The 12,066-nt window shown below is 59.1% G+C and carries 8 protein-coding genes; 7 read left to right on the forward strand and 1 reads right to left on the reverse strand.

The window, feature by feature from the left end:
* Nucleotides 1–293 (forward strand): ATP-binding domain-containing protein (locus N1F91_RS30180; protein ID WP_289997597.1); only part of this gene is annotated, 293 nt, incomplete at its 5' end.
* A gap of 15 nt (nt 294–308) precedes the next feature.
* Here N1F91_RS30180 and N1F91_RS30185 read toward each other — a convergent pair.
* Complete coding sequence (locus N1F91_RS30185) at nt 309–635, reverse strand: helix-turn-helix transcriptional regulator (RefSeq protein ID WP_289997600.1); 327 nt, start codon at nt 633–635, stop codon at nt 309–311.
* Nucleotides 636–789: 154 nt separating this feature from the next.
* On the opposite strand from N1F91_RS30185, the gene N1F91_RS30190 reads away from it, so the two are divergent.
* From N1F91_RS30190 to N1F91_RS30215, 6 genes are read left to right on the forward strand one after another with little or no spacing between them, the layout of a single operon-like run.
* Entirely contained in the window at nt 790–1,938 is a 1,149-nt protein-coding gene (locus tag N1F91_RS30190) for a hypothetical protein (protein WP_289997602.1), read from the forward strand.
* Nucleotides 1,935–2,960: a hypothetical protein gene (locus N1F91_RS30195; RefSeq protein ID WP_289997603.1), complete on the forward strand. Its 1,026-nt coding sequence runs from the start codon at nt 1,935–1,937 to the stop codon at nt 2,958–2,960. Before N1F91_RS30190 ends, N1F91_RS30195 begins: the two co-directional genes overlap by 4 nt.
* Entirely contained in the window at nt 2,957–4,891 is a 1,935-nt protein-coding gene (locus N1F91_RS30200; RefSeq protein ID WP_289997604.1) for an Hsp70 family protein, read from the forward strand. Before N1F91_RS30195 ends, N1F91_RS30200 begins: the two co-directional genes overlap by 4 nt.
* A 23-nt stretch (nt 4,892–4,914) precedes the next feature.
* The gene (locus N1F91_RS30205) at nt 4,915–7,170 is read left to right on the forward strand and encodes an AAA family ATPase (protein WP_289997605.1); all 2,256 of its coding nucleotides are present in this window, start codon (nt 4,915–4,917) and stop codon (nt 7,168–7,170) included.
* Nucleotides 7,167–8,456, forward strand: coding sequence for a restriction endonuclease (locus N1F91_RS30210; RefSeq protein WP_289997606.1), 1,290 nt, complete (start codon nt 7,167–7,169; stop codon nt 8,454–8,456). The genes N1F91_RS30205 and N1F91_RS30210 overlap by 4 nt, the downstream gene beginning before the upstream one ends.
* A gap of 3 nt (nt 8,457–8,459) precedes the next feature.
* Nucleotides 8,460–11,813: a DEAD/DEAH box helicase family protein gene (locus N1F91_RS30215; protein ID WP_289997607.1), complete on the forward strand. Its 3,354-nt coding sequence runs from the start codon at nt 8,460–8,462 to the stop codon at nt 11,811–11,813.
* The last annotated feature ends 253 nt before the right edge of the window (nt 11,814–12,066 follow it).

The raw sequence follows: 12,066 nt of genomic DNA on the forward strand, positions 1-12,066 counted from the left end.
CCTTCGCCTTCGGCGAGCTCGACACTCTGGTCCCGGCCTATGCCGCGACTATCCACAAGAGCCAGGGATCGGAATATCCCGCTGTTGTCATCCCGGTGATGACCCAGCACTACGCCATGCTACAGCGCAACCTGATCTACACGGGCGTGACGCGCGGCAAGAAGCTGGTCGTGCTGGTCGACCAGAAGAAGGCCGTCGCGATCGCGGTGAAGAATGTCGCTGGGCGCCGGCGCTGGTCGAAACTCGCCGAATGGTTGCGCGCGGAACGGGACGAACCGCGGTCTACCAACTAAGGCTGGTTGGCTGGTTCAATCCCGCAAAGCTCGCCTTAACTTGGCAAAGGCCTCGACAACCTTGTCCGGGGTGGACGCATCCGGCCGCAGATCATCCGGAAGCCGGCCACCGAGTGCGTATAGGTAGTCCTCCGGGATGTTCAGGATGCCGGAAAACTGGCGAATCAGGTGCCCCGAGCTGGGGCTGCGTCGATTGTGCTCGATGTCGTTGAGGTACTGCGGGGATATCGACCCGCCGCCCTCTTCCTTCATCACGCGCGCTGCGAGCTCCTTCTGGCTGAGACCGAGTGCCTTGCGGGCCTTCGAGATCGCCCGGCCGAAGGTCACACCGTCGGGGGACATGGCCGGTTCATCGCTTGCTCTCCTTGTCAATCCGCTTGTTCGCGGATATGCGAAGTGTTACGCCTTATGCGATCGATGTTCAATAATGAAGCTGGGTGGACTGGGTCTAATCCCGTACGGCACGACGAAGACTGTCGCGACATGAGAGGTCAGCATGCCCACTGTCGGCTGGATCCGAGAAGGTGACCTCGATGCCTTTTATGAAAGTACCGAAAGGACCCCGGATCCCGGGCCGCCAAGAGAGCCAGGCTTCTCCTGCCCTTTCTGCACAGCGCATTTTCCGAGCCAGTCAGAGTTCCAAGACCATGTCTACGCCAAACATCGCGTAGAGCGACCATTCATCCTTCTGCGAGGCCAAGAACCGAGTGCGCATGCTGTCCTCCGATCACCGCTCGCATTTTCAGAAATTGCTGTATCGAACACGGGCCATGCCAAGATCTTCCTCGACGGTGCTGGACCGCAGCAGGTTTCTGCTGATAAACTCAGGGAGATTATCGCCGAAACCTACCAATCAGAGCTGAAGTTCGAATTGATCAATGCGACTGAGCAAAGAGCGACACCCGTTGCGACTCAGTATGGCTTCTCGTTCCGAATTGCGGAAAAATCAGACCTCAAGCGAGTAGAGGAAGCATTCAGAGAAATACTTGTATCGGAAGAGATAACAAGAAATTCAATTGGTTCCTTCCTTTCCGACAAGAGAACCCAAGGGACTGGCAAGGAATATGCGTCCGGCCTGGCCGACTACTGTCTCGGCATCCTCATCAAAGAGCGGCCTAAAGGCGAGAGTCTCACCACTCCATTCTCTCGCTATCGTGAACTCTATGGACGCGCGCTCGACGTCCTGAAGGACTTCCCGCGCCCACTCGCAAAACTGATTACCTGCATCATACGATTCGCATTGAACAACTTCGAAAATCGAGGGGAGCGCACGGGATACTGGGAGCTGGACTTCGCGATTGAGCTGCTATCGGACCCTTGCTCGGCAAGCCTGACGCGGCCTCTCGAGAGCGCCACTCGGCGGCCGGTCTGCCCAATTGACCACGGGACAGGGCGGATGCTCGAACTTTCGAAACGTCTCACTGCACAGCAGCGATGGAGTCCGATCCTGGATGACGAGTGCAGGACGCTCGCGCACTCCGACTTATTCGACGTAATTGATCACCAGAAGGCGTTCGCCATATGGGCCGCATCAGCGTGGAGGCTCGGCTCGACCGAGTGCGCCTTGGAACCACTAACGCAAATCGCCGAAGTTTATCCCTTCAGCCGATGGGCGAGCAGATACCTGGAGCAAGCATCAACGTGACCGAGAACGAAGAGAGGCCAGAAACCAAGGCTGAGAGCACGAATAACGTAAGGCGAGCAGAGGAGCCGAATAACACCGGGGACGCCTCGCCCGATGACCTTGTAATTCCTCCCACGCTTGTGGGGTACTTCAGCGAGGATCGCGCGACTCCCTCCGCGTTCTTCAAGGTTCTTCGCAAGAACGAAGTGAAGCGTTTTCGCGCCGCGGACCAAGAGGCGGCCGCCAAGCTCATGACGTCCAAGGACCCAGAGGCCGAGCGACTCTGGAGTTTGATGGCTCAACCCTCACCGCCGGAGCCAGTCTATGCATGGATTTGGGGAGCAGCACAGGCGCGCCTTAAGGAGCAATTTGGCGAATCTTTCGACCCGCAGGACCACGACGCAGAAAGTATCTTTAGATCGCTTTTACGTGAAATCTCTGTAGCCCTATTTTCCGAAAAGAAGGAAGATAAGAAGCTCGCCGAGAATATTTTGAGAATAGTCATCTGTTGGCTTGTAGAGAAACGGTCGCTTAAGACCTGGCAGGTTGCGGAACAACTTCCTCTAGTCCTCTTCAAGGATTTAAAGGAGGCCACGAAAGTGGCTCAGCGAGCCGTTCAGAAGGGAAGGCCCGGTGAACTTCGGATTGCAGCGGCAATGGCGGCACTTGGGGACCAGATGGTCAAGGCGGCGGAGGACGAACGGACCCGAGAGAGAAACATTTCAAACGATCTTCGCTATCGCCTCGATGATGCCAACCGAAAGATCGAGATGCTCCGCACTGATCTCGCAGATGCGAAGACGATCATCTCTGAAAGGGATACCGCCATCGCGAAATTGGAGCAGACACTTGCAGCTGAGCGTCATCATTGGGGTCACGATCTGACGGAGACAAAAGCCGAGCAGAAGGTGCTTCTGGGTGAACGGCTGGGACCTCTCCTCTCGGATGCTATTGACGCTCTAGAGATCGACCCTCCAGCGCCGGGAACTGCGCTTCGACGAGTGAAAGCCGCCCTTTCAGTGATTGAAGAGGCTAAGGAATGAGTGAGACCATCTTCGGTATCGACTTTGGAACAACGAACAGTCTTGCGGCGGTCTCTGTCGGAGGGCGCGCCCTCGCACTCGTAGATCAAGTCACCCGTCGCCCTCATCCGTCAGTCATCTGGTACCGTGGCTCGGAGATCGTGGTTGGGCGCGAAGCCCGCGAGAACATGGACATCACCGAAGGTGGCGCTCCACCAGGCTTCGTTCGATCTCCGAAGATGTCGCTCAGGCGTGACGGTCCCATCTTTGTGGACGGGAGACCTGTCGAGCCTACCGATGCTGTCGCCGAAGTCCTCAGACACTTGAAAGCCGACGCATCCATTGCGCGCGGAGGTGCGCCTGCGCATGATCTCGCGCGAGCGGTCTTCACCATTCCCGTAGACTTCGGAGGGCCTGAGCGCCGAGCCCTCCGCGAAGCGTCGCGGAAAGCCGGCATTGGCGTTGTGCAGTTTGTTCACGAGCCAGTCGCTGCCCTGTATGCTCACCTTCGTGCCCAACCTGACCTTCGCCGTGAGCTGGCGCGCCTGGAAGGAAGGTCCATCCTGGTTTTCGATTGGGGTGGAGGTACGCTCGACTTGACCCTCTGTCGCATCACAGGTGGTGCGATCATGCAGGTCCGAAATCTTGGCGACAACGAAGTAGGCGGTGACAAGTTCGACGAGCGGCTGCGAAATCACCTGCGCGGCAAGCATGCTTCTGCTCATGGCCTCGAAGACATCACAGCTCTAGAACAACCAGGCATGGCGGCGAAGCTGCTGCACCAGTGCGAAATTCTGAAGATTCTTTTGTCCGATCCCAAGGTCGACACCGAAGACGTGATCGTGCGGAACTACCTGAAGGTGGATGGGCCCGGAAAAAACCTCCTTGCATCGGTAACCCGTCCGGAACTCGAGGCTCTTAGCTCTGGCATCGTCGCGCGCGGGCTCGCCCGGATCGATGAGATACTGGAGCAGGCGCAGTTGACTTACCAGGACATCGAGCTCTGCCTAGCAACTGGCGGGATGGTCAACATGCCCGCAATTCGGGATGGCCTGACGGAACGGTTTGTTGGGAGGGTTCCGCGGCTCGAAAATGGAGATCGCATCATCGCCGAAGGCGCCGCTTGGATCGCGAAGGATGGGCTCCGGCTCAAGCTCTCTAAACCAATCGAAATTCTCGTCGCAGATACTTCCGGCCGCGGAACATACCACTCTCTAGTCGATGCTGGGTGGACCCTTCCGATCGAGAACGAAACGCAGAATGTCGCCAACACGCGCCTCTTTTGTGTCGACCCGCGGGAGGGCTTCGCAGTGGTGGAGGTTGCGAAGCCGGTGAAGCTCGGGAAGACATCGCCGGGTGATCCGCGGCGTTCGCTTTGCATCGTGAAGGTCGAGGTCGACCCCAAAGCACAGCCTCTGCTCGAACGAATCGAATGCAGCTTGCAGATCGATCATGATTATGTCGCGCGAGTGAGCCTGAGATCGACTGGGCGTGGGGCTCGGTCTTCCGAAGAATTCCACGACCTCGAATTTGGCCTCTCGCTGGCCGAGCTTCCCTCGCCCGATCGAGAGGGCGACAAGATTGTCTCTGGCAACTCATCCGGCCCAGTTGGCCACGCGCAACCCTTGGCCCACAGCAACCTTTATCAAAGGACCAACGTCGTCAGGCTAGACGAGAGCAATCAGGCGCACGGCGACCTTTGGAAATACGTGCCTGGCGATCTCATCGGACAGTGGCAGCCGAGTTACTTCGACATCAGGAACAATTCTGCCACCCCGCGTCAGCATGATGAGCGCAATTTCTATGTGCCCTGCGCTCGGTGCAAGAGGAGAATTTCGCAGATAAAGGCTGAAGGCCCCGTCAACGCCTGCTCGGAAAGCCAGAATTACTGTGGGTTTGAGCGCGCAAAGAATTCCGGGCATCTGACATACGGTGTCCACCGCACCCCGTAGAGCAACCGAGAAAGCTTTTTCGCGTGTCGAAGTACAACCCCAACCATCACGTTGAACCGATTTATGGCGCTGTGCGGCAGTGGCGAGAACGATCTCTGGTCGCCGAGCATTCTGTTTTTTCTGAGGGGAAGAGCCTCTGGACGAACTCGCTCTTAGATGAGCTTGACCAGCGCTTCGTCAATAACATCGACGCCGGTGAAGGTGATTTTCTCTCGAAATTGGAGGTTCAGCTTTCAGACGGCTCCCCCAATTGCCGCCAGCTGATGGCCGAGAGCTTGTGGCTTACGCTGCTCTTCCCGTCGAACGTCGGCGCCGCCAAGAAGCGCGAGAACGTGCTGGAGATCTGGTCTTGGTCAGGAGAGGACCTGAGCGCGACCCACCCTCTTCTGGAAGACTCTGTCCTGGAAGGCATTGGCTCCGCCGGCCCCGCATATAACACGCACCGTTGGCGCGAGCTGGGCTTTCTGATCGGTGCCTTGCGAAATTTCAAGGCTCTCGATCCCTCGGACCGCAAGCAAATCGCTGCGGACCCGTGGGCATTCGCTGGATGGCTGAGTGGCCTCCCGGAGGCGCGGCGCAGACAGCTGATCCACATCCTTCCACACCTTCTGTTTCCCGACACGTTCGAGCGGATCAGTTCCGAGGGCGACAAACGCTTGATCCTCGCCGGCTTCGGAGACATGACGGAGAAGGAGATCAAGAAGTGGAGCACTGTCGAGATCGACCGTGCCTTGCTCAAGCTGCGCCGCCGACTTGAAGAAGAGCATGGCGCGGACATCGATTTCTACCAGGACGAGTTCGAGGCCCAGTGGAAGAACCAGACAAGGAACTGGCTCCTCAGTTGGAACCCATCCAGATGGAACTGGGATACGCTCGCGACAGACCGGGCCACGACCATCAACGGGGAGAAAGCTGACAACCGTTGGCGCTGCAGTTCGAGCAAGCCGCGCGAGGGGGACCGCGTCTTTCTGATCCGTACCGGCAGTCCTCCGAATGGCGTCGTGGCAGTCGGCATGATCACGCGTGCGCCCTACGAAGCGGAGCACTGGGAAAAGGCCCGCCCCAACGCCGGCGCGACGACGCGTTTCGTTGACGTGGCATTCGACTCCGTCCGCGATGCGACGTCGGACGAAATCGTCGCTCTGGAACAGCTGCAAAACCGCGAGCCCGACCAGGAATGGAACCCGGAGTCTTCCGGAACCGAGATCAAGGCAAAGGCTGCCCGGACCCTGGAGCGCCTATGGAAGGCGCTGTCACCTATCGCATCGGGCGCTACTCCGCCGGGGGACGACGCCGGTTCTGGGAACGCATCTCCAAAGAAACTCGCGCCGCCCCTGAACCTCATTCTCTACGGCCCGCCCGGGACCGGGAAGACCTACCGCCTCAAGAACGATTACCTGCCGCGATACCAGGACGCGGCCGGTGATCGCTTCGAGTTCGTGACGTTTCATCAGAGCTACGCGTACGAGGACTTCGTCGAAGGCATTCGACCTGTTACAGAGAACGGCGCCGTCACCTACGAGGTGCGGCCAGGGGTGTTGAAGCGGCTCTGCGATCGGGCCCGGCGCGCGCCGGACAAGCGGTTCGCCCTCTTCATCGACGAGATCAATCGCGGAAACGTCGCCAAGGTCTTCGGCGAGCTGATTACGCTGATCGAAGTGGACAAGCGCATCCGCATCGATGCGTCGGGAAACCGCTCGGCGAGCTGCAAGGGCCTGGAAGTGACGCTCCCATACTCCGGTGAGCGTTTTGGTGTGCCCGCGAACGTCGACGTGATCGGCACCATGAACACTGCGGACCGCTCGATCGCCCTGCTCGACAGCGCCTTACGGCGCCGGTTCAGGTTCGAGGAACTCACGCCGAAGCCAGAATTGCTAGAATCGATCGACGACGGCGAGGGCAACGCGATCGACCTGCGTCAGCTTCTGCAGGCCATGAATGCCCGCCTGTCCCGCCTGCTGCATCGCGACCAGACCCTCGGCCACAGCTACTTCTACCACGTGAAGTCCTTCGACGAGCTGCGCCGCGTGTTTGCACGGGAGATACTACCCTTTCTGCAGGAGGCGTTCTACGACGACTGGCGTCAGATCCGATACGTCCTCGCCGACCAGGCCGTGGAGGAGGAGCTGCAATTGGTCCGGGCGTGGACGCAAAGTGCTGCTGTGCTGTTTCCTAAGGCGGACCCGGCCGAAATCGGCGACGGTGAGGCGTTCGAGATCATTCGGGAAGATGACATCACCCCGGACGCCATCCGTAAGATCTACGAGCCACCGGAATGAGGCGCCTGACCTTCCGAGAGAGGGAGGGGGTCAGCATCGGCCCGGTCGGCGAGATTAGCGAGCTCGAGGCAGAAGGCATCGCGAAACTCGCCGGACGTCTGCCACCCGGGGTCCTCGCATGGGGCCATCGGTCACTGAAGTTCGGGCCGTTCTGCGGAGTCCTGCAAACCGAGCAGCTGGCGATCGAGATACTTCCAAAGATCGATCATGGCAGCGATAGCAGCGAAGATATGCGGGGCCTTCTGGTGGCCATGCTTGCGCGCGCAGGTGAGCTTGGATCAAAGCGCGTGGGCGATGCTGGCCTTGGGCAACAGCACAGCCACCTCCTGGACGTCTTCATCGAGGATTTCTGCAGCCAGGTGAAATCCGCGCTCAGAGGCGGGGCCATTGCCCGGTACTCGGAGAGGACGGAGAACCTCAATGCCATCCGCGGACGGCTCGAGCTGACCGAGCACCTGCGCGCGAACGCCTTCGATCGTTCTCATCTGCTCTGTCGTTTCGACGAGCGCAGCATCGACAACGCCTACAATCAGGCGCTGAAGGGCGTCCTGCGAATCCTCCTCGGATTCGCGCTGAGCCCGAGGACCCGGGCGATGGTGGCGGCGTTCCTCCATCGCTTTGACGAGGTGACCGATCGCAGGGTCAGGGCTCGCGACGTCGGCGCCCTGCGGTTTGATCGTACTATCCGACACTGGGAGCAGGTGTTTGCGCGGGCCCGCTGGCTGCTGACCGGCCTCTATCCGGATGTTCGCATCGGCGAAGCAGCTGGTTCCGCTCTGCTGTTCAACATGGAGAAGCTCTTCGAGACGGTACTCGGACTGCGCATCCGGCATGCTTGCCAAGTGCAGGCCGGTGCTCGCCTTACTGTCGGACTTCAGAGCCCTGTGAAGAACCTCGCGACGGCGGGCTTCCAGCTGCGCCCCGACGTCACCGTTCAGAGTGGAGACGAGTGCGTCGCCATCTTCGATGCAAAATGGAAGCGCCTCGATCTCGCCGAACCGAACTTGGGCGTCTCGAGCGCCGACGCGTATCAGATGAACGCCTACGCCAGCCGCTACCGCTGTAAGCGACTCGCGCTCGTTTACCCGGCCTCGAGGGACTGCCCACCAGGAAGGATCACCGAGTTCGTGCTCATGACCGAAGAGCGGCCGGTACTGGATGTCATCGCGGTCGATGTTCGAGAGCTCGCCTTTGGCAGCGGGATCCCGGCGGGCATTGATATGGTGGTCCGCCAAATGGAGACGCTCCGAAAGCATTCAGAACCTTCGATATTCGCAACGGCTTGAACGATGAATTTAAAGACGCTCAGAGCCGACAAGAGAACTTCAATAACAGGGGCGGGGATTGACTCCTACTCATTCAATCGACGACTGCGGCACCTGCGGAAGTATGACTTCTGGGACGGCGCCGAAGGCCATCCTCGGCTGTGGGAGCACCAACAAGCGGCAATCGGGATGGTGGTCGCATATTTGAGCGGCAACAAGGCGATACCGGAGCGTCCCGACCATACCGAAGCCGCGCTCCTGAAACTCCCGACGGGGACCGGAAAGTCGGGCATTGTGGCTGTCATTGCGCGCTGCCTACCCGATGTCCGCCGCGTTCTTGTTTTGACGCCGCGAAGGGCGCTGACTGAACAGCTGATCGCAGACATCCGCTACCGGTTCTGGTCCCATCTTGGGTACGAGGTCAACGGTACCGCGCTGTTCACAGCCGGCGCGCAGGCACTCGGAGAGGCGCTCGAAGACGTCTATGTCGAGCAGTTCTTGCCGAGTAACGTGCGCGCGATTGCAGAGCATCTCGGCGGCGACGAGATCGACCGCGCCATTCTGGTTGGCACACATCAGGCCCTTGGAGACATCCGCAAGCAGGCATTCGATCCGGACGATGCGGCCTCCGGTGAGTGCGACGCCATTCTGGCCGAGATTCGCGAGAACTTTGATCTGGTGGTCGTCGACGAGGGCCATTACGAGCCAGCTATCTCTTGGTCCCGCGGCGTCCGAGAATTTAATTTGCCGACCTTGCTCTTGAGCGCGACGCCATACCGTAATGACTATAAATCCTTCCGTGTGCGCGGGCGCTACCTCTTCAATTTCCCATATCAGCAGGCGGTTGATCGACGCATAATTCGGCCGGCCGAGGTCGTCGTCCCGCAGGGAGACGAACAACCCAACGGACGGGAAGCCGCCATCAGGCAGTTTGTAGGCATTCTTCACCGTGAGATGCCTGATCGGTTGCGACAGGCGGAGCGTTGGTTTCGGGACGGGAGAGCCCCGAAGGTAATGGTGCGTGGCGACGACCTGGAGACGCTCACGCTCCTGCAAGCGGAGATCAATCGCGTCTTTGAGACGCGGGCTGTCGTCATCCACGAAAGAGCCAAAAAAACTGCCGAGAACCGTGATCGGTTCACGAATGTCGCGTCAGCCTTGCGGGCGCGGCCTGACGCACAGTTTTGGATTCACCAGAACAAGCTTATGGAGGGGATCGACGATCCGTCATTCGTTGCTGTCGCCATACTCGATTTAATGGGTAACGCGCGTCAACTTGTACAGCAGATTGGGCGCGCCACGAGGCATTCAAACGGCGACGGGCGGGTGCGGCAGACCGGCTGGATCCTCGCCCTGCCCGCCAATACAGAACGAATTCGCACTGCGTGGGAGCGCTACAAAGGTTTCGAGAACTATGCGGCGCGAAACACCTCGCACATCGTTACCAACGAAGTCACGCTTCCCGACCGCCTGCTAGAGTATATGGCTGAATACCAGTACATCAGCGGCGAGTTTCGGGGTCGCTTTGAATTCGAGCAGCCGCTCGCAGCGGGCGACATCCAGCTCCCCCGCAGCGCTGCGGTGCTGAGAAAGGCCGCACCACTTCGCGATATCCGCGCGTTTAGCACCGTGATCGAGGAAGCGATCATGGACAAGGACCGCTTCAAGATCACTCCGATTGAAGGGATGCCAGAAGGTTCGATGGGGTTTTCCTACTATGCCTGGCGGAACTCGCCGTACCTGATTGACCGCTTTTTCTCCGAATGGAAGCTCGGAATTTTCGTTGCGGTCCAGCAAGACGAGTTCGTTTTTATGCACGACACTGAAGGCCTCGTCATCGATATGGACGGTCTCAACCTCAAACGGGCCGGTAGGTCCGTCATGGAGAAGGCCTTTCCCGACGAGAATGAGGATACGCCGTCTAGGCTTTCCCGCATGTCATTCTCTTCGCTTGACATGTCGCAACATGCAATCCGGGCAATGGCGCTGCGCACCCGTTCATTCGCGGAGGCCTTCACAGATCTGCTCGATCCATCTCTCGTTCCGTCAACGGCAGCGGGCTTTGTCGATGGAACTGCGCGCTACGTCGGCTTCAACCGGTCGCGCCTGCGCGATGCATCTGAGCGCCATGTTCCGGTCGAAGAGTACATTGCATGGACAGCAGATGTCGCTGCGCAACTGACGGACATTGATCGAAATCGAAGTCGGGTCTTTGATCGCTATGCTGCAGTTGTCGAGGACATTGAGGACCATGAAGCACAACCGGTTTCGATCCTTCTGGACCCCTCGCTTGACGATATGCGCGATGACGAGGCCGGAGGGGCCGCCTGGGTCCTCCACGAGAACGTGGACTATTTCGATCTCTGTGCAGAAGTAGATGCTGCCACTGGCGAGTTTACGATCCGGATCGGGGATGAAGAGGTGCCGTGCAGCATCGAGTTTGTCCCGCAGACGCGCAAATACCGTCTCGCCAGCGATAGGTTAAATCAACTGGCTCCCGCACCGGGGCGAGACGACCGGCGCCAAGCACTTACACTCGTACAGCGGCTCAATCAGGGGCAGGCCTTCCGTATTCTTACGCAGCGCGACAGCGTTGTGTATTCAGAAGGCAGCTTCTATGAACCGCGCCTGCGGTGGGTCCTGGACGACGGAACCAAGCCGGTTCTCGACTATATTCACGCATCGGCCACGCTCGATCCGGTAGAGACCGAGAAAGGCGAGAACGACTACGCGGGCAACCCGCGCGATTGGCACCGGCAATCAATATTTGGCCTCTTTGCGGCAACTTGTGCAGGCCAGCGCGGAGCGAACGAGATCGTGGATGATGAACTCACCGCAGCAATCGAATCCCTTCCCCTCTGGCTATGCGATGATGACAACCGCGAGGTCGCGGATTTCATTGGCATCAGTCCGGGAGCCAAAAAGATGGTGCTTGTCCACGCAAAGGTGGGCAAGCAGGAGCAGGGCGGCCACGGATTCAATGTCGGTGGATTGCAGGATGTAGGACGGCAGGCGCTAGCAAGTCTCGGGTTTGTTTCGCGCGGCCAACCATCCTCTGTCTGGACGCCAGAACGTTGGGAAGCCGACGTTCAAGCCAATAGAGTTGCCTTGAATGGCCGCAACCGCATCTTCGGAAACCGTGATGGATTTACCGCCGCGCAGCTCAACGACATACTTCACGCGTCCTGCCGCAATCCGTCCTACGATCGAGAAATCTGGATCGTTGGTGCGAAGATAGCTCGCAGGGAGGCACTCGAGGACGGTCTGGGTCGCGCGCCGTGGGAGAACCGTCTGCGGCAGTTCCTGATGCATTGGGACGCGATGCAGACGGCCTGCGCAAGAGCCAACGTCCGTTTGAGGTTCTTCTGCTCGTCGTGATGTCACTGGTTCACCGCCCCTGGGGACTACCTAGCCTAGAACATTTCGGCAGCCTGCACCTCTCCTGCATCAGCAAGTGCCTTGTGGGTTTTCGCTGTGATATGAAGGACTTTGGCCCCTCTTGCTTCCACAGTGCTTCCACGGATGGCTCAAACGCAAACGCCGCCCCGGAGGGCGGCGTTCATGTGTTTGATATCGTTCGGGATTTTGGTTGCGGGGGCAGGATTTGAACCTGCGACCTTCAGGTTATGAG

This window comes from Aquibium sp. ELW1220, from assembly GCF_030398385.1.
Classification (GTDB): Bacteria; Pseudomonadota; Alphaproteobacteria; order Rhizobiales; family Rhizobiaceae; genus Aquibium.

Coding starts and splice junctions, on each gene's coding strand:
- N1F91_RS30185 (WP_289997600.1), bottom strand. CDS start 635: ATGTCCCCCGACGGTGTGACCTTCGGCCGGGCGATCTCGAAGGCCCGC.
- N1F91_RS30190 (WP_289997602.1), top strand. CDS start 790: ATGCCCACTGTCGGCTGGATCCGAGAAGGTGACCTCGATGCCTTTTAT.
- N1F91_RS30200 (WP_289997604.1), top strand. CDS start 2,957: ATGAGTGAGACCATCTTCGGTATCGACTTTGGAACAACGAACAGTCTT.
- N1F91_RS30210 (WP_289997606.1), top strand. CDS start 7,167: ATGAGGCGCCTGACCTTCCGAGAGAGGGAGGGGGTCAGCATCGGCCCG.
- N1F91_RS30215 (WP_289997607.1), top strand. CDS start 8,460: ATGAATTTAAAGACGCTCAGAGCCGACAAGAGAACTTCAATAACAGGG.